The organism is Ichthyobacterium seriolicida (assembly GCF_002369955.1).
GTDB classification, from domain to species: Bacteria; Bacteroidota; Bacteroidia; order Flavobacteriales; family Ichthyobacteriaceae; genus Ichthyobacterium; species Ichthyobacterium seriolicida.
Genome location: NZ_AP014564.1, coordinates 1,593,534 through 1,613,530, shown reverse-complemented (window position 1 = coordinate 1,613,530; position 19,997 = coordinate 1,593,534). Strand labels below are relative to the sequence as shown.

Genomic DNA, 19,997 nt, shown 5'->3' with positions numbered 1-19,997 from the left:
TTTAATAAATAATAGTGATTCAGCAACACGAAAAAGTATTGGAATGTTGAATATCTATGGAGGAACCAGCAATCATTTTAGTGGAACTTATTTTAGTAATAACATTAAGCATAAATATTATTTGGTTCAAACAAGTAAATTTATTGATACTAAAGTTTCTCTGTATGCAAGTGAATCTATTTTAACAGATGGAAGTTTTTTAGCTGTATCAGACAAACGTATCAAGAGTATAAAAGGTATCTCAGATAAAAGAGAAGATTTAAAGAAACTCTTGAATATAGAAATTACAGATTATACGATGATAGATAGTATAGAAAGTGGCGTTAGGCCATTTAAAAAAGTAATAGCTCAGCAGGTAGAAAGTATAGTTCCAGAGGTCATAAATATAAATAAAGGTACTATCCCTAATGTGTATGAATTAGCTAAATCAATCAGCATTTCTAATGAAGGAAGTACTATCACGACAAACAAGGTTCACGATTTTTCTGTTGGAGATCTCATTAAGGTTATTATAGAGAATGATGGAGAGAGATACGTAAAAGTAAAGAGAGTTATAGATTCTAATAGATTTTTAACAGAAGAGGTTTTAGATTCTAAGAATAAGGTTTTCATCTACGGTAAGGAGGTAGACGATTTACGCTCAGTAGATTACGATGGACTTACCACTTTAAATATTTCAGCTACTCAAGCTGTTTATGATCGTGTTGTGGGCTTAGAAAAAGAGAATAGTATTCTTACTAAACAACTTTCTACTACCAATGAAAAGCTTATTTCTACCAAGAAAGAATTATCTTCTACTAAACAGAAGTTAGATAACTTAATTAAATTACTAAACAAATCAAACATCCTCAATAAGGATGACACCAAAGTTTTGATAAAATAAGTTCAAGATAAATTAAGATCCTATTAGCAGGTCACTTGGTAAAAATAATCACTATCAATTTTTTACTGAACCTTTTATAGTACATAACTACTACGTTAGCATATTCTAAAAAAGCTTTAACTTCGTGAGCATACAGTTATATCGACTAATGTAATAGTTATGACTATAAGAATTGTTTTTTATTTTGGATTTATATTTCTCTCATTTTTAAGTATAGATTCTCTTTCTAATAATTTTCCTAATAAGTTGAGTTATCAGTTAGTGATTAGGAAAGATGATAAACTATTAAGAGAATCTACAGTTAGTATTCGTATTTCTATATATTCTTTAAATGGAAAGATAGAAGATGTTGTATACTCTGAAGTTCATTGGAATATTAAAACAGATAAGAATGGCTTAGCTACTCTAAAGGTAGGAGAAGGTATTAGATCTCAAGGATTCTCAGGTTCAAAATTGTCTGATTTATCATGGTCTGAGTATTCATATTACATTAAATCAGAGATAGATCTGACTGGCAAAAATAATTATAGTAATGCTCTTATAAAAAAGAGTGAAATACTTAGTGTTCCTTACGCATTTTATGCTGCAAAAAGCCCAAAAACAAATGTTATAGATAATTTGAGATCTAGAGTTGTATCATCTGCTCTATCAGCTAATAAAGGGAGAGATTTGGAAGAAAGAAAATTAGACAAAATAGATATTGCTGATAATTTTGATGGAGAGGTTGGAAAAGTTTTATCAGCTAAAAAGGGAAAAGAACTTTATGAAAGAGTAAATAAATTTGAGACCAAGATAAAAGAACAGGAAAAGGAGTTAACTGAACATGATAATAAATTAACAGATCAAGAAACAAAAATTAAAAAGTTAAAGGATGGAGAGTTAGAAGTTATTAATGATTTGACACTTTCAACTCATGGCCCTAAAAAAGTTTTATCAGCGCATCAAGGATATCTGCTTAAGCAGATGATAGACGACAAAAAAGCAGAAAAGGGAGAGAAAGGAGATCGAGGCGAGATAGGTCCTGCAGGCCCTGCAGGACCAGCAGGACCAAATGGTAAAACAGGACCAGTAGGTGTAGCAGGGCCTCAAGGAAAACAAGGTGATCGAGGGATTCCAGGTGAAACAGGCTCAGCGGGCCCCCCTGGTAAAGATGGAGAACAAGGTGAAAAAGGAGAGCAAGGTGAAAGAGGTCCAGCAGGACCAGATGGCAAACGAGGTGACATAGGTATTCAAGGAGTTCCTGGTCCAAAAGGTACTGATGGTAAAGATGGTAATCCAGGACCAAAAGGAGACAGAGGAGAGCAAGGGTTAAAAGGTGAAGATGGAGCACCAGGCCCAATCGGTCTGGCAGGCCCCGCTGGGCCCCCAGGAGCTACAGGGGCAGTAGGTCCAGCTGGTCCTGCTGGTAAAAATGGTATTGACGGGAAAAAAGGAGATCAAGGGATGCAAGGTTCAGAAGGTCCTCCTGGTAAAGATGGAAAAGAAGGCAAGCAAGGTCCTCCAGGTCCTCCAGGTCCTCCAGGTCCAGCAGGAGCAAAAGGTGAAACAGGAGCGCAAGGACCTCGAGGATACACAGGGGTAAAAGGTCCTCAAGGTACCAGAGGCGAAAAGGGCAAAGATGGTGATCCAGGCCTTGCTGGTAGAGATGGCAAGGATGGTCCAGCAGGACCAGCAGGGCCAGCAGGACCTCAAGGGAAACAAGGTGAAAAAGGAGAGCAAGGTGAAAGAGGTCCAGCAGGACCAGATGGCAAACGAGGTGACATAGGTATTCAAGGAGTTCCTGGTCCAAAAGGTACTGATGGTAAAGATGGTAATCCAGGACCAAAAGGAGACAGAGGAGAGCAAGGGTTAAAAGGTGAAGATGGAGCACCAGGCTCAATCGGTCTGGCAGGCCCCCCAGGAGCTGCAGGGGCAGTAGGTCCAGCTGGTCCTGCTGGTAAAAATGGTATTGACGGGAAAAAAGGAGATCAAGGGATGCAAGGTTCAGAAGGCCCTCCTGGTAAAGATGGAAAAGAAGGCAAGCAAGGTCCTCCAGGTCTAGCAGGAGCAAAAGGTGAAACAGGAGCGCAAGGACCTCCAGGTCCAGCAGGAGCAAAAGGTGAAACAGGAGCGGAAGGGCCTCCAGGCCCAGCAGGACCAAAAGGTGCAGATGGTAATCATGGTGTAGATGGCAAGGATGGTGAATCAGGTTTACCAGGCCCAGCGGGTCCAGCAGGAGCCCCAGGCGCTAGAGGTCCACAAGGTTTACCAGGCCCAGCAGGAGCTAAAGGTCCACAAGGTCCTCCAGGGCCAGAGAAAATTATAAATAATTTAACTTCTGGGGATACAACAAGTGCCTTATCAGCTAAACAGGGTAAGGTTTTAGATGACAAAATAAAAAAATCATTTCTTTTTGTAGAAGGAGGTATGAATCGTAGGAATGGTAATATTATAACGTGTTGGTCTGGTAATAAAAGTAATTGTGATGAAGTAGCTTCTAACTCTAGAGGATATAGAAATATGTTTTTAGGTACCAATTCAGGAACTAGGGCTATGGTGAGTGATAATGTAGTTATTGGGGCTAATATTTTATCTAAGATTGGTGATAATTCTAATAGTAATGTAGGTATAGGCTCTAATGTATTTTTGAATACTACAACAGTATCTAATACTGTAGCTATTGGGTATAATGCAGCCGCTCTTGTTAAGCATTCAAATCGCTCTATTTTTATAGGGCATGGATCAAGTTCTGGAGAAGGCAACAGATCTATTAATGAGATAGTTATTGGAGCATCTAATGCAGACATACCTAATAAAGGTAAAGGTAGTAATACAGTACTTATCGGGAATGACAATACTATAGAAACATACTTAAAGGGGAGAGTTTTAATAAATAATAATAGTTCAGCAATACGAAAAAATATTGGAATGTTGAATATCAATGGAGGAACCAGCAATCGTTTTAGTGGAACTTATTTTGATTATGATCATGATTATTATTTGAAAAAAACAGCTAGATACAAATTCATTGATACTAAAGTTTCTCTGTATGCAGGTGAATCTATTTTAACAGACAATAAATTTTTAGCTGTATCAGACAAACGTATCAAGAGTATAAAAGGTATCTCAGATAAAAGAGAAGATTTAAAGAAACTCTTGGATATAGAAATTACAGATTATACGATGATAGATAGTATAAAAAGTGGCGTTAGACCATTTAAAAAAGTAATAGCTCAGCAGGTAGAAAGTATAGTTCCAGAGATCATAAATATAAATGAAGGTACTATCCCTAATGTGTATGAATTAGCTAAATCAATCAACATTTCTAATGAAGGAAGTACTATCACGACAAACAAGGTTCACGATTTTTCTGTTGGAGATCTCATTAAGGTTATTATAGAAAATGATGGAGAGAGATACGTAAAAGTAAAGAGAGTTATAGATTCTAATAGATTTTTAACAGAAGAGGTTTTAGATTCTAAAAATAAGGTTTTCATCTACGGTAAGGAGGTAGACGATTTACGCTCAATAGATTACGATGGTCTTACTACTTTAAACATTTCAGCTACTCAAGCAGTTTATGATCGTGTTGTGGGTTTAGAAAAAGAGAATAGTATTCTTACTAAACAACTTTCTACTACCAATGAAAAACTTTCTGCTACTGAGGAAAAACTTTCTGCTATTGAGGAAAAACTTTCTAGTACTCAAAAGAAATTAGATATTTTAATTAAAGTATTAAGTAAATCAGATGTCCTTAGTAAGGAAGATATCAAAGTTTTGATAAAATAAGTTCAAGATAAATTAAGATCCTATTAACAAGTCACTTGGTAAAAATAATCACTATTAATTTTTTACTGAACCTTTTATAGTATATAACTACTACGTTAGCATATTCTAAAAAAGCTTTAACTTCGTGAGCATACAGTTATATCAACTAATATAATAGTTATGACTAGAAGAATTGTTTTTTATTTTGGATTTATATTTCTCTCATTTTTAAGTATAGATTCTCTTTCTAATAATTTTCCTGATAAGTTGAGTTATCAGTTAGTGATTAGGAAAGATGATAAATTATTAAAAGAATTTACAGTTAGTATTCGTATTTCTATATATTCTTTAAATGGAAAGATAGAAAATGTTGTATACTCTGAAGTTCATTGGAATGTTAAAACAGATAAGAATGGCCTAGCTACTCTAAAGGTAGGAGAAGGTATTAGATCTCAAGGATTCTCAGGTTCAAAATTATCTGATTTAGAATGGTCTGAATATTCATATTACATTAAATCGGAGATAGATCTGACTGGCAAAAATAATTATAGTAATGCTCTTATAAAAAAGAGTCAAATACTTAGTGTCCCTTATGCATTTTATGCAGCGGATAGTCCAAAAATAGATGTTATAGATAATTTGAGTTCTAGAGCTGTATCAGCTGCTCTATCAGCCAATAAAGGGAGAGATTTAGAAGAAAGAAAATTAGACAAAATAGATATTGCTGATAATTTTAATGGAGGTAAAGGTAAAGTTTTATCAGCTGATAGAGGCAAGGAGCTTTATGAAAGGGTAGATAAATCTGAAACCAAGATATTTGAACAGGAAAAGGAGTTAACCGCTCAGAAAGAGGGGCTAAAGATTCAAAGTGAAAAAATAGACAAACAAGAGAAAGAGTTAACTGAAGAGAAGGCAGAGTTAAATGAACAGAAGGCAGAGTTAAATGAAGAGAAGGCAGAGTTAACTAAACAGAAGGCAGAGTTAACTAAACAGAAAGCAGAGTTAACAGGTAAGATAAATACAGCGGAGACTACTTTAGGAGCTAATATAGCTGCTCAGAGGATAGAGTTAAAAGAACAGGGTGCTAAATTAGTAGAATACGAAGAAAAATTTAAAAAATTAGAGGATGGGAAACTAGAAGTTGTAAACAACCTAGATGTTTCAGCTCATAATGAAAAAAAAGTTTTATCAGCGCATCAAGGGTATCAGCTTAAGCAGATGATAGACAAAAAAGCAGAAAAGGGAGAGAAAGGAGATCGAGGCGAGATAGGACCTGCTGGTAAAGAAGGTCCAAAAGGTACTGATGGTAAAGATGGACTGGCAGGTAAAGAAGGAAAACAAGGCCCTCCAGGCCCAACAGGGCTTCGGGGTGAAACAGGCCCAGCAGGAGACAAAGGTGAAGATGGCAAGCCAGGCCCAGCAGGTGCTGATGGTAAAGAAGGACCAGTAGGTCCACAAGGGTCAATAGGACCAGTAGGGCCAAGAGGGCTTCAAGGTGAAATAGGTCCAGCAGGGGCAGCAGGTCTAACAGGACCAAGAGGAGAAAAAGGTGAAGATGGAGCGCCAGGTAGAGATGGTAGAGATGGAGTAGCAGGTCCAGCGGGCCTCGCTGGTAAAGATGGTGCTACAGGAGCCCCAGGACCACAAGGAGAACAAGGTATTCCAGGGCCAGTAAATCTTGAAGATAATTTAAATTCTGATGATAGCACAAGTGCCTTATCAGCTAAGCAGGGGAAGGAACTAGAGAAAAAAAAATTAAATATATCTGATATTGTAGATAATTTAACCACTACTGAGGCTACAAAGGCCTTATCGGCTAATCAGGGGAAGGAACTAGATGAAAAAATAAAAAAAGCATATACGCTTATAAAAACAGATACTAACGATAATATTATAACTAAATGGTCTGGTAAGGGTAGTAATGGCACTAGTGGAGGTAGTGGTGAAAAAAATATTTTTTTAGGCATAGGATCTGGTAATAACGTAGTTAGCTCAGGTAGCAACACAGCTGTTGGTTATGAATCCCTAAAAGATGTCACCTCTGGAAGTAATAACACTTCAGTTGGTGAATCTTCTCTCCTAAAAAATACTACTGGCGAGTATAATACTTCAGTTGGTGTGGGTTCTCTCCAAAGGAATAGTACTGGCTCCAATAATACTTCGGTAGGTTCATATTCTTTAAGTAACATGGTTGGAGGAAGAGATAATATATCTATAGGATATTATGCTGGCGCTAAATATTTATATAATAAGCTGCCGTCCATGGAGCTTACAGAATCAAATAGTTCTATTTTCATAGGGAATAATACTATGTCGTCAGAAGAAAATAAGAGTACTAACGAAATAGTTATAGGGACTAATATGGTAGGAAATGGGAGTAATACTGTAACTATTGGCAATAAGGAGACTAAAAAAACATTTTTAAAAGGTTACGTTATTTTAGAGGATTATTCGCTAGGGGGCTTGAGTGGAATATATTTTGATAGCACCTTTACTAGTGATGATGAGGATAGTGATAGTGATGATGAAGATTCCTATAGTAGTTATAAATTGCGTTCGAGGACTAGTACCTCTCTGAAGATGTCTCTGTCTGCAAAATATAGTATTGTAACACATGATAAATTTTTAGCTACATCAGATAAACGTATCAAGAGTATAAAGGGGGTATCAGATAGAAGAGAAGATTTAAAGAAACTTCTAAATATAGAAATTACAGATTATACCATGATAGACAGTATAGAAAGCGGGGTTATGCCATTTAAAAAGGTAATAGCTCAGCAAGTAGAAAACATACTGCCACAGGTTATAAATATAAATAAAGGTATTATCCCTAATGTATATGAATTAGCTAAATCAGTTAAAACTTCAAATGAAGGAAGTGCTATTACAACAAACAAGGCTCATGATTTTTCTATTGGAGATATTGTTAAGATTATAATAGAAAATGATGGAGATAGATCTGTAAAAGTAAAGAGAGTTATAGATTCAAATACATTTTTAACAGAAGAGGTTTTAGATTCTAAAAATAAGGTTTTCATCTATGGTAAGGAGGTAGACGATTTACGCTCAGTAGATTACGATGGTCTTACCACTTTAAATATTTCAGCTACTCAAGCAGTTTATGATCGTGTTGTGGGCTTAGAAAAAGAAAGTGGCATTATTAAAAAGGAGAATAATGATATCAAGAAAGAAAATATTTTTCTCAAAAAAGAACTTTCTGTTACAAAGGAAAAACTTTCTGCTAATGAAAAAGAAATTTCTGTTACAAAGGAAAAGCTTTCTAGTACTCAAAAGAAATTAGATATTTTAATTAGAGTATTAAGTAAATCAGATGTCCTTAGTAAGGAAAATATCAAAGTTTTGATAAAAGAATAGATATTCATTATATACACTATCGCTTAAAGTATGTAAATAAAAAACGACATATTTTTTTGTTTTTATTATAGGTTTAGACTATTTTCTTATAGCTTCCCAAAGAGCTAAAAAAAGTAGATTTTTTAACAGCATCAGCAGTTGGAAATCACAATTTGTTTTTGGTATACTTTCTGATTTTTACATTGATATTTTTGATCAAATTTGTGGTGTAAAAAACGCTTGAATCTTTTGATTTTATTTTAATCCCAGTTAATTCAAGGCTTTCTAGTACTTTAATTAAGTAAATTATTAATTCAACTCAGGTTTACAATTCTCTGATTTTTATTTTCATAACTTCGTGGCTTATTAGGTCTTTTTTGAAAAGACAGTAAAAAAGCGATGTTTTATAAATATCTTGATATAAGTAGTTTTATTTTTGCAGATAAAAAATTACAATTAGACTTACCGAGTATTAAATGCATATCCAATTAGAAATATTAAAAATATGATATACGAATATCATAATCCTGTGCTGTTAAGTGAAAGTATAATAGGCTTAGATATAAATAGGGATGGTATTTATGTCGATGTCACTTTTGGTGGTGGAGGCCATTCTGCAGAGATATTGAATAACTTGGGTGAAAAAGGAATGTTATTTGCCTTTGATCAAGATAAGGACTCTTTAAAAAATGCCATAGACGATCCTAGATTTATGTTGATAAATCAGAATTTTAAGTATTTAAAAAATTATCTGAAGTTCTATAAAATAACAAAGGTAGATGGCATAATTGCAGATTTGGGAGTTTCTTCACATCAATTAGACACCGAGCACAGAGGTTTTTCCATACGTTATAATGGCGATTTAGATATGAGAATGAACACAGATATGAATCACTCTGCCATGGATATAATAAACACTTATCAAGAGGAAGAGTTATCAGACATATTTAACAAATACGGAGAAATCAAAAATTATAAGGTCATAGCTCAGACTATCTGTGTGGCTAGAAAAAAGAGAAATATTAAGAATATAAGTGACTTAAAAGAGATTTTATCTGTTTTTTATACCGATAGGATGTGGCATAAGTTTTTTGCTAAATTATTTCAAGCAATTCGCATTGAGGTTAATGATGAATTAAATTCTTTAAAAGTTTTGTTAAAAGACAGTCAAGATGTGTTGAATGTAGGAGGTAGATTAGTAGTTATATCGTATCATTCTCTAGAGGATAGGTTAGTAAAGAGGTTTATTAAAAATGGAGTGTTTGAAAGTGAAATAGAAAAAGACATCTATGGAAATACAGCTACTTCTCCTCCATTTAAAGCAGTTAATAAGAGAGTGATAAAACCTTCATATCAAGAGGTTAGTCATAATAACAGATCTAGAAGTGCCAGACTTAGAATAGCGGTTAAGGTATGATTCTAATGAGGAAATATATAGGTGTTATAAAGCAACAAATAGATGAGATAAAAGATTGGAAGTTTATAGTTTTTATTTTTTTCTTTATCATGATTATGATATACTGTTCACACAAAGCTGATGAGAAGGTATATACAATCTCTAAGTTGAAAATGGAATTTCAGAAATTACAATCAGAATCTTTAGAGATCAGTTCTAAGTTGATGCGTGTCAGGCTTGGCACTGAGGTTGAAAAGGCTATAAAAAAATCAGGTTTAAAGCCCATGGAAGGGGCCAAAGAGATAATAGTAAAACCTAGGGATGAATGATATACGAAAGAGCATATCATTAAGGATATATTTAGTATGTATTTTTATAGTATTGTTTTTCGCATCTGTGATTGTAAAACTTTTTATCATAGAGAAAAATTGTGATTTACATGAGAATGATAGAGACAATACCACGAAAATACAGAGAAAAAGAATCGCAGCACTCAGAGGTAATATTTATTCTGGTGATGGGTATCTCTTGGCCACATCTACGTCTAAGTACGATATAAGAATGGATGTCTCTGTTGTAAGGGAGGATTTGTTTAGCCAAAAGGTAAGAGAATTATCAGATTCCTTATCTGCTTTTTTTGGGAAGAATTATAAGTATTACTTAGATAGGTTGCTCAAAGCAAAGAAGGAGAATAACAGATATCTGTTTATAGCTAAAAATATATCTCATAGCGAATTTTTAAGAATTAAAGATTTTCCCATATTCAGGCATGGGAGGTATTCAGGTGGATTTATTTATTCGTGTAAGATCACAAGAGAGAATCCTTTGGGAGATATAGCATCTAGAACTATAGGGCATGTAAATAACAAGATAGGCATAGAGGGGTGGTTTGATTTTATTTTGAGAGGCAAAGATGGTTCCAGGTTAAAACAGAAGATATTTGGAGGAAATTGGAAACCCCTAAACGACGATGATAAAATTGAACCTGATAATGGAGAGGATATACACCTTACTATAAATACTGGGATACAAGATATAGCTCATTATGAATTGTTAAAGAGTTTAAAAAAGTTTAAGGCAGATCATGGTTGTGTGGTGGTCATGGAAGTTAAAACTGGAAATGTTTTAGCTATTTCTAATTTAGGCAAGGATGAGTCATCGGGTTTATATCAAGAGAATAAAAATTATGCTGTATGGGAGAGCGTTGAACCTGGTTCAACTTTTAAATTAGCTTCAGTTATGATAGGCCTAGAAGATGGGACAATGAGTATTAGCGATAAGGTAAATACAGATGGTAAGTTGTCTATATATGGCAATGTTATAGAGGATATGCATTCATGGGGAGTATTGGGTCTACAAGAGATATTTGAGAAATCTTCTAATGTAGGTGTAGCCAAATTAGTGTATGATAAGTATAAAGATAGACCGCTAGATTTTATAAATAGGCTTTATAAGATGAATTTGGGTCAGAAATTAGATTTGAGTATAAAAGGAGAGGGAATTCCTTTGATCCCCACCCCTAAGGGTAGAGAGTGGTCTGCTATCACCTTGGCATGGATGGCCTTTGGTTATGGTATAAGGTTGACTCCTATACACGTATTAGCTTTTTACAATGCTGTCGCTAATGATGGGGTTATGTTAAAACCTAGATTTGTATTAGAGACAAGGGAGAGGGGAATAACTAAAAAGGTCTTTCCAGTGGAGGTTATAAATCCTATTTTATGTTCTAAGTCGACCTTAGATAAGGTGAAAAAGATGTTAGAGGGAGTAGTTTTAAGAGGTACGGCTAAAGAGATATACGATTCCAAATTACCTATGGCAGGCAAGACGGGAACTACACAATTAGAATACTGGAAGGGACGTGAAAAGATGGGATATATAAGTTCTTTTGTAGGATATTTTCCTGCTGATAAACCTTTGTATTCTTGTATTGTAGTTATAAACAAGCCAGATAAAAAGATAAATTATTACGGTAGTACTGTAGCTGCTCCTGTATTCAGAAATATTGCACAAAAAATATTTTCTAGTATTCCATCTGTTTTGGAGGCTGAGGAGTTGGATTTGAATAAACTTAAAGATAAGATAAGGGATAACGACAATCTAAGTTCGCTCAAAAAAAATAAAATTCCAGATATGTATGGTGTTAGCTTGGAGCGAGCTCTGCCAGAGTTAGAAAAAAAAGGATTAAAGGTAAAAGTAAAGGGTATGGGTATTTTGGTAGATCAGCATCCCAAACCAGGCACTTCATTTAAAGAAGGATCAGTTCTCATATTAAAATTCTCTCAAGATATATGAAGTTATTAAAGGAGATATTGCCAGAGAATACATCATTTGAAATTATAGGTTCTCATGAGTGTGAGGTGAAGGATATAATTTTTGACAGCAAAAGTGTATCTACTTCTAGTTTGTTTGTAGCTATTAAGGGAGCGAGAGTAGATGGGCATGATTTTATAGATATTGCTATTAAAAAGGGAGCTACATCTGTATTGTGTGAGGTTCTTCCTGAAAAAATAAATGACAGAATTTGTTATATAAAAGTTGACGATTCGGCTAAGTATATGGGATTATTGGCCAGTAATTTTTATGATAATCCTTCCAAAAAGATAAAGTTAATTGGGGTTACAGGCACTAATGGAAAGACAACTGTAGCGACTTTACTCTATAGGTTGTTTAATCTTTTAGGTAATAAATCTGGTTTGGTGTCTACCATAAGTGTGATAATAGGCGATGAAGAAATAGATTCGGATTATACCACTCCTGATTCTATAAGTATCAATCGTGCTTTGAATAAGATGGTAGAAATAGGTTGTGAGTATTGTTTTATGGAAGTTAGTTCTCATGGAATCAGTCAACAGCGCAATTCTGGTCTGGTGTTCTTCGGAGGGATATTTACCAATATAACTCACGATCATTTAGATTACCACAATACTTTTGGTGAATATATAAGCGTTAAAAAATCTTTTTTCGACAATTTGCCAAAGTCAGCTTTTTCTCTGTCTAATATAGATGATAAAAATGGCACGGTCATGTTACAGAATACTCTTAGTAAGAAGTATTATTTATCTGTGAAAAAACATGCCGATTTTAAAGCTAAAATTCTAGAGAATAGTCTACACGGCTTGATTTTAGAGATAGACAAAAGAGAGGTTCATACCAAGTTAGTCGGTCGCTTTAATGCTTACAATATATTAGCGGTTTATAGTGTGGCTATTATTTTAGGTAAGGATTCTGAAGAAATATTGATAGCCATTAGTGATATAGAGAGCATAAGAGGGAGATTTCAGCACGTTATTTCAGAGACAGGAATATTAGGAATAGTTGATTTTGCTCATACTCCCGATGCTCTTATAAATGTTTTCAAGACGGTAAATGAGATTAAAAGTGATGGGATTAATGTCATTTGCATCGTAGGTTGTGGAGGAAATAGAGATAAAAAAAAGCGTCCTAAAATGGCGAGTATAGCTCATGAATATTCCGATAAAGTTTTCTTGACAAGTGATAATCCTAGGCATGAGGATCCCTTGCAAATAATTTCAGATATGAGAGAAGGTATTGCAGATTCTGATTCAGAAAATGTGTTTATCATACCAGATAGAAAACAAGCCATAGACAGAGCTGTGAGTATGAGCCAGAGAGGTGATATAATTTTGGTACTCGGTAAAGGTCATGAAACTTATCAATATATAGGGGATGTAAAAGAATATCACAATGATTACGAAATACTATTGAATTGCTTTAGAAATTATAAAAAATAATGTTGTATTACCTGTTTAGTTATTTAGATTCAAATTTTGATTTTATTGGCGCTAGGTTGTTTAGTTATACTTCTTTTAGAGTTTCTATGAGTGTGATTTTATCACTTTTGTTCTCTATGTTTTTTGGAGGAAAAATAATAAGGTACATAAAGAGAAAACAGATAGGTGAGACAATCAGAAATTTGGGAATAGAAGGTCAAATTGAAAAAGAAGGCACTCCTACTATGGGAGGTGTAATAATAATCTTATCAACTTTGATTCCGTGTTTTCTATTTGCCGATATTGCAAATGTCTATATAATTCTATTGGTTACAACTACTCTGTGGATGGGATTTATAGGTTTTTTAGATGATTACATAAAGATATTTAAGAAGAATAAAAACGGATTAAATGCCTATTTAAAAATATCTGGGCAAGTAATTTTAGGGTTGATAGTAGGTTTAACTCTTTATTTTCACCAAGATGTAGTCGTTAGGCATAATGAAGATTTAATTTCACAAGCGCAAGAGACTACTCCAGTCAAAGGAAATATCAAGTCTACAAAGACGACCATTCCTTTTTTAAAAAATATTGATTTTGATTATAAATATTTAATAAAGTGGTTAGGTCAAGACTATGAGAAATACACTTGGATAATATTTGTTTTTTGTATAATTTTTATCACCACATCCGTATCTAATGGAGCTAATCTAACAGATGGATTAGACGGTTTAGCCACTGGAATTTCAGCCATAATAGGCGGAGTTTTAGTTGTATTATCTTGGGTTTCTAGCAATGTTATTTACGCTGATTATCTAAATATTATGTACATACCTCATTCTGAAGAGATAGTTGTATTCACTTCTTCATTTGTGGGAGCTCTGGTTGGATTTTTATGGTATAATTCATACCCAGCAAGGGTTTTTATGGGTGATACTGGTAGCTTAATGATAGGTGCTGTTATTGCTGTTATAAGCATATGTATAAGAAAAGAATTGTTAATACCTATTTTGTGTGGTGTTTTCTTGGTTGAAAACTTATCTGTCATATTGCAAGTGGGTTATTTTAAATATACCAGGATAAGGTTTAATGAGGGTAAGCGCTTTTTTAGGATGGCTCCACTGCATCATCACTACCAAAAAAAGGGAATTCATGAAAATCAAGTGGTCATGCGCTTTCTTATTGTGGGAATAATATTGGCTGTACTAACCGTTGTGACTCTGAAGATAAGATAATGAAAGGTTTAATAGTTGTATTGGGAGGGGCTGAGAGTGGTGTAGGAGCTGCTGTATTAGCCAAGAGCAAAGGCTTCGAAGTTTTTTTATCGGATTGCCGTGTGATAAAAGAAAAATATAAACTGATCTTAAATCGTGAAAATATAAGCTTTGAGCAACTCAAACACAGTGAAGAGATCATTTTAAGTGCTGCCGAGATAATCAAGAGTCCTGGAATACCAGATGATATTGATATTTTAAATAAAGCTAGAAATAAGGGGATTAAAATTATCTCAGAAATAGAATTCGCATATAGGTATACAAATGCCCAAATAATAGCCGTTACTGGAAGTAATGGAAAGACTACTACTACTTTATTGATTTATGAAATATTAAAATCAGCTGGATTAAATGTATGTATGGCAGGGAATATAGGAAGCAGTTTTGCTTTAAGAGTAGCAGAGGGTGATTTTGATTTTTATGTTTTAGAGTTGAGTAGTTTCCAATTAGATGGAATAGTAGAATTCAGGCCTGAGATAGCTGTATTGTTAAATATAGTTCCAGATCATTTGGATCGTTATGATTACGATATTGAGAATTATATAAAGTCTAAGTTTAGAATCCTAAAAAATCAAAGCGAGCACGACTATTTTCTATACTACAAAGAAGACGAAATAATTAAAGATTATATGAGATCTATTGAGATAGATGCTAAAACAATTCCCTTTTCTGCCACAGATATTGTAGATGGAGGCATTGGTATTTCCAAGGGTGATATGATTTTCAATTATGGAGAATTGTATTTTAAAATGGCATTGAATAGTATGGCTTTAAAGGGTATTCACAATATTTGTAATTCTATGGCGGCGAGTGTTTGTGCAAAAATCTTAAATGTACAAGACAGATATATAAAGCATACTTTAGAGCATTTTAGTTCAGTTGAGCACAGATTTGAAAGGGTATTGGAAATAAATGGTGTGGAGTATATAAATGATTCTAAAGCTACTAATGTTAATTCTACATTTTTTGCTTTAGAGAATATAAGTAGGCCTATTATTTGGATAGTAGGAGGTCAGGATAAGGGAAATGATTACACCGAGCTTATTCCTTTAGTGAAAAAAAAAGTAAAGGCTATGATATGTTTAGGAGTAGATAATTCTAAAATTATAGATATTTTTAAAAATAAGACAGAGTATATTTTTCAGACTAAATCTATGACTGAAGCAGTTGGGTTAGCTAATGAGATAGCGGTATTGGGAGATACTGTAATACTATCACCCACTTGTGCTAGTTTTGATTTATTTGAAAATTATGAAGATAGAGGCAATAGATTTAAAGAGGCGGTAAAAAATATACAGTGATATCTAGGATAAAAAATATAAGAGGCAATAAAACTCTTTGGAGTGCTATTTTTGCATTAGCCTTATTTTCTTTTTGGCCTAATTATACTACCAGTAGTAATCCAGCTTATCTGTATGGAGATGGGAATACTTCTTTGATTCTTATAAAACATGCTTTTCATCTATTTTTTGGTTTTATCATTATATTTTTAGTACACAGGATAGATTATAATTATTACAAGAGAATATCGGTGATCATGGTTCTTGTAATTATTATTCTACTGACAATAACTCTGTTTTTTGGCACTAGTGTAAATAGTGCGAGTAGATGGATACGAATAGGTGGGGTTAGTTTCCAGACTTCTGCTTTTGCTATATACGTAAGTATGATGTATACGGCTGCTTTTTTATCAAAAAAGAATGGTGTCTATAATAATTTTAAGGAATGTTTATACTTGTTAATACCTTTAGCAGTTATAGTATTATTGGTATTTCCGTCTAATTTGTCTACAGCGATGCTAATATTTATTAGTAATCTCACACTTATGTTAATAGGCAAATTCCCATTTAAATATATGTTTAGAATTATAGGAAGCACTTGTGTTATTGCACTTATATTTTTTTTGATGATAAATGTATTTTCCGATTACGGTCCTGTTCGTGCAAAGACTTGGTCTAATAGAATTAGTTCATTTATCAATGGGGATACAAATGAAACTTATCAATCTAATGGAGCTATGGAAGCTGTTAAGTTAGGTGGATGGTTTGGTATAGGTCCTGGCAAGAGCACTATGAAAAACTTTTTACCTCAGTCTTTTTCAGATTTTATATTTGCTATTATAACAGAAGAATCGGGTTTGGTAGGTGCTATAGTTTTGATACTCTTATACATAGGTATTTTACATAAGTCGGTACAGACAGCTGTAAAAATTAAAGATACTTTTGGGATGCTTTTAGTCATGGGCATGATATTACCTATAATTTTTCAAGCAGTTATACACATCGGTGTAGTAGTTGGAATATTTCCAGTGACGGGTCAACCGCTTCCACTTATGAGCAGTGGAGGTTCGGCTATTTGGGCAACCTGTATTGCTCTGGGAGTTATTTTGGGCGTTAGTAAACATGTTGTAACAAAGAATAAGGTAAAAGAGGTTAATGTCTAATAAGAGTATTCGTTTGCTTTTGAGTGGAGGCGGAACAGGTGGACATATTTATCCTGCCGTATCTATAGCTAATCAGCTAAAAAGTATTAGTCCCGAATCAGATATCTTGTTTGTCGGGTCATATGGAAAAATGGAGATGAAGAAGATCCCTTTAGAAGGGTATGAGATAAAAGGTTTATGGATATCAGGTTTGCAGAGAAAAGATTTTTACAAAAACTTATTGTTGCCTATAAAACTGATGGTATCTGTATTCAGATCTTTTTTTATTCTCAGGAGTTTTGGTCCAGATGTAGTTGTAGGCACAGGGGGATATGCTAGTGGTCCTATTTTATTTGCAGCTTATCTATTGGGAATCCCCACTCTTATACAAGAGCAAAATTCTTATCCAGGCATTACCAATAAGTTTCTAGGAAAAATAGTTTCTTCTATATGTGTGGCTTATAGAAATTTGGATTTATTTTTTCCTAAAGAGAAGATAATTATTACAGGAAACCCTATTAGAAGTGAAATAATAAATACCAATGTCGATAAGTCAAAGGCTTTTGATTATTTCGGTTTGGATAAAAATTTGAAGACCGTTTTAATTTTAGGTGGAAGTTTAGGGGCAAGAGCTATAAATGAAATAATAAGGGATAATTTAAATTGGTTTTCAAAGGAAAATATTCAGCTCATATGGCAAACGGGCAAGTCGTATTTCGAAAATTATAAAGAATACGAGGGTAAAAGTGTTAAGGTTTATAAATTTTTATCCAGAATGGATTTGGCTTATTCTTGTTCAGATATAGTTATAAGTAGGGCTGGGGCTATCACCTTATCGGAGTTGATAGGTGTAAAAAAAGCGAGTATTATAATTCCTTCTCCTAATGTAGCTGAAGATCATCAGACAAAAAATGCAGAGGCCTTATGTCGTGATAAAGCAGCCGTTATGATTAAAGAAAAAGATTTGCAAAAATCTTTTATAACAGAATTAGACGATCTAATTAGCGATAGTGAAAAGATAGAGCAAATAGAAAATAATCTATCTAATATTGCAATCCCTAATTCTGCCAAACGTATTGTAGATGAAATCTTAAAATTGAGTAAAAAATGATTTTTAATAATTTGAAGAATATTTATTTCATAGGAATCGGAGGTGTAGGAATGAGTTCTTTAGCCATGTACTTTCTTCATTTTGGAAAAGAGGTGATGGGCTACGATAGGGTCTCTTCAGATATCACAGATATGTTGATGAACAAAGGAGTCAGGGTTCATTTCCAAGAAGATTTAGAGAGGGTGTATTCGTATAATTTAAACAGAGATAATACTCTTATAGTAATTACTCCAGCCATAATGGATAGTCATAAAGAGCTGATTTATTTCAAAAATGAAGGTTTCAAAATTATAAAGAGGGCTGAGGTTTTAGGGGAAATATCCAGAAACACAACATGTATGGCCATAGCTGGAACTCATGGCAAGACCACTACATCTGCAATTTTGGGTCATATAATGGAGTACAACAAAATGCCTAATACTTCGTTTATAGGAGGTATAACTGAAAATTACAATTCAAATTTGATACTTAGAGGTGATAAGTACAGTGTTGTGGAGGCAGATGAGTTCGATCGTTCTTTTTTGAGATTACATCCTAAGTATATCTGTGTCACATCTATGGATGCTGACCATTTGGATATTTATGGAGACAAAAAAGGATTTGAGCTTAGTTTTAGAGAATTCGCTGATAAGGTTTCAGATAAAAAAAACGTTTTGATTAGAGAGGGCTTGCCTTTGGAAGGTAGTACTTATGGTGTGAATGATTTTTCAAATTTTAGGGCTTATAATGTCTGCATAAAAGATGGGAGTTATATTTTCGATGTAGACTTAGAAGGAGAAGTATTCGAGGGTATGATATCTAATTTGCCAGGCATTCACAATATAGAAAATTCTTTGGCTGCAATTATCATGGCGTATAAGCAAGGGATCTCGTTAAATAATATTTCTGAAGCTCTAGAGGTATTTAGAGGTATTAAAAGAAGATTTTCCTATCATATAAAAAATGAAAATTTAACCTATATAGATGATTACGCTCATCATCCTAAAGAGTTAGAAGAGACTATAAATACTGTTAGGCATTTGTATCCTAAAAAGAAAGTTTTGGGTGTTTTTCAACCTCATCTATTTAGCAGGACAAGAGATTTTGCAGATGGTTTTGGCGAGAGCTTATCTAGATTAGACCAGATCATATTATTGGATATATATCCTGCTAGAGAATTACCTATAGAGGGGATAGATTCAAGCTGGCTGTTGAATAAGGTTCGAATCAAAGACAAAAAAGTCTTAAAAAAAGAAGAGTTAATTCCAGAATTAAAAAATAGGGATTTTGATGTTCTATTGACTTTGGGTGCTGGAGCAGATATAGGAGAAATGGTACCTCTGATAAAGAGAGAGATGTCTGTATGAAAAAATATTATATAGAAATAATATTGATCATTACTATGGTTGTAATATCTATTGTTTCCTTAATAAATTTTAATTACACAGGCAGTGATAGATTTATAGTCAGTATAGACAGACATGATCAGAGTTGTTCGTCGATTAATTCTGAAATAGAGAGTGATATCAATAAAAAGTATGAGTTTTTCAAAAAAGGAGATATAGATATAATAAAGCTAGAGAAATATTTAAAAGATGAGTATCCTGCTATAGAGAATGTATCTGTATATCGCAAGGTTAAAGATGATGTGTATATAGACATAAAAAATGCGACTCCTACAATGCGAGTATTTGAAAGAGATAGTAGTTACTACGTAGATAAGTCAGGTAAAAAAATGTCTTTATATAGCAATTGTGTTAAGGCTGTTCCTGTAATTTTTGGAAGTGTAAACAAGAGTAACATAGATGAAGTTAATAAGTTAATTGCTGTGATAAAAAATGACAGTGTTTTAAAGTATTATATAAATTCTATTAGAATAAATGAAAAAGGAGTATTTACTTTGTACCCTTGTGTGGGTAAGTATGTAATAAGGCTAGGACATTTAAATGATTTAGATGAAAAATTTTTCAAACTCAACACATTGTATAGATATCTCTTGAAAGATTTGGAAGAAAATAAGTATATTAGTATAGACCTGAGATTTGATCATCAGGTAGTTTGCACTAAGAGAATATAATCCCTTAATATTATAATTAC

General features: G+C 33.6%; 13 protein-coding genes and 1 pseudogene. 13 read left to right on the top strand and 1 reads right to left on the bottom strand.

What is annotated here, in order from left to right:
* The first annotated feature begins 43 nt into the window (after nt 1-43).
* From JBKA6_RS06250 to JBKA6_RS06240, 3 genes are all read left to right on the top strand, one after another.
* Nucleotides 44-883, top strand: a complete 840-nt coding sequence (locus JBKA6_RS06250) for a tail fiber domain-containing protein (protein ID WP_096686917.1) — start codon at nt 44-46, stop codon at nt 881-883.
* A gap of 159 nt (nt 884-1,042) precedes the next feature.
* Entirely contained in the window at nt 1,043-4,651 is a 3,609-nt protein-coding gene (locus tag JBKA6_RS07725; protein ID WP_096686915.1) for a hypothetical protein, read from the top strand.
* 159 nt (nt 4,652-4,810) lie between these two features.
* Nucleotides 4,811-8,005: a hypothetical protein gene (locus JBKA6_RS06240; RefSeq protein WP_197703102.1), complete on the top strand. Its 3,195-nt coding sequence runs from the start codon at nt 4,811-4,813 to the stop codon at nt 8,003-8,005.
* Nucleotides 8,006-8,087: 82 nt separating this feature from the next.
* Here JBKA6_RS06240 and JBKA6_RS08120 read toward each other — a convergent pair.
* Nucleotides 8,088-8,222, bottom strand: a pseudogene (locus JBKA6_RS08120) (IS256 family transposase); the annotation flags it as partial.
* A gap of 267 nt (nt 8,223-8,489) precedes the next feature.
* Here JBKA6_RS08120 and rsmH point away from each other — a divergent pair.
* The 10 genes from rsmH to JBKA6_RS06190 are packed head-to-tail and all read left to right on the top strand — an operon-like array spanning nt 8,490 to nt 19,977.
* The gene (gene rsmH, locus JBKA6_RS06235; RefSeq protein ID WP_096686913.1) at nt 8,490-9,401 is read left to right on the top strand and encodes a 16S rRNA (cytosine(1402)-N(4))-methyltransferase RsmH; all 912 of its coding nucleotides are present in this window, start codon (nt 8,490-8,492) and stop codon (nt 9,399-9,401) included.
* A 5-nt stretch (nt 9,402-9,406) separates the two neighbouring features.
* The gene (locus JBKA6_RS06230) at nt 9,407-9,709 is read left to right on the top strand and encodes an FtsL-like putative cell division protein (protein ID WP_157776979.1); all 303 of its coding nucleotides are present in this window, start codon (nt 9,407-9,409) and stop codon (nt 9,707-9,709) included.
* Nucleotides 9,702-11,675, top strand: a complete 1,974-nt coding sequence (locus tag JBKA6_RS06225; RefSeq protein ID WP_096686909.1) for a penicillin-binding transpeptidase domain-containing protein — start codon at nt 9,702-9,704, stop codon at nt 11,673-11,675. The genes JBKA6_RS06230 and JBKA6_RS06225 overlap by 8 nt, the downstream gene beginning before the upstream one ends.
* Nucleotides 11,672-13,135 (top strand): UDP-N-acetylmuramoyl-L-alanyl-D-glutamate--2,6-diaminopimelate ligase, encoded by a 1,464-nt coding sequence (locus JBKA6_RS06220; protein ID WP_096686906.1) that lies wholly within the window; start codon nt 11,672-11,674, stop codon nt 13,133-13,135. The genes JBKA6_RS06225 and JBKA6_RS06220 overlap by 4 nt, the downstream gene beginning before the upstream one ends.
* Nucleotides 13,135-14,349 carry a phospho-N-acetylmuramoyl-pentapeptide-transferase gene (mraY, locus tag JBKA6_RS06215; protein ID WP_096686903.1) on the top strand — a complete coding sequence of 405 codons (1,215 nt, stop codon included), beginning with the start codon at nt 13,135-13,137 and terminating at the stop codon, nt 14,347-14,349. The genes JBKA6_RS06220 and mraY overlap by 1 nt, the downstream gene beginning before the upstream one ends.
* Nucleotides 14,349-15,689: a UDP-N-acetylmuramoyl-L-alanine--D-glutamate ligase gene (gene murD, locus JBKA6_RS06210; RefSeq protein WP_096686901.1), complete on the top strand. Its 1,341-nt coding sequence runs from the start codon at nt 14,349-14,351 to the stop codon at nt 15,687-15,689. The genes mraY and murD overlap by 1 nt, the downstream gene beginning before the upstream one ends.
* Nucleotides 15,686-16,831: an FtsW/RodA/SpoVE family cell cycle protein gene (locus tag JBKA6_RS06205; protein WP_096686898.1), complete on the top strand. Its 1,146-nt coding sequence runs from the start codon at nt 15,686-15,688 to the stop codon at nt 16,829-16,831. The genes murD and JBKA6_RS06205 overlap by 4 nt, the downstream gene beginning before the upstream one ends.
* A complete protein-coding gene (murG, locus tag JBKA6_RS06200; RefSeq protein WP_096686895.1) occupies nt 16,824-17,921 on the top strand; it encodes an undecaprenyldiphospho-muramoylpentapeptide beta-N-acetylglucosaminyltransferase in 1,098 nt (365 codons plus the stop codon). Before JBKA6_RS06205 ends, murG begins: the two co-directional genes overlap by 8 nt.
* Before the next feature lie 11 nt (nt 17,922-17,932).
* Nucleotides 17,933-19,267, top strand: coding sequence for a UDP-N-acetylmuramate--L-alanine ligase (gene murC / locus JBKA6_RS06195; RefSeq protein WP_317044156.1), 1,335 nt, complete (start codon nt 17,933-17,935; stop codon nt 19,265-19,267).
* A complete protein-coding gene (locus tag JBKA6_RS06190) occupies nt 19,264-19,977 on the top strand; it encodes a cell division protein FtsQ/DivIB (RefSeq protein ID WP_096686891.1) in 714 nt (237 codons plus the stop codon). Before murC ends, JBKA6_RS06190 begins: the two co-directional genes overlap by 4 nt.
* Nucleotides 19,978-19,997 lie beyond the last annotated feature (20 nt).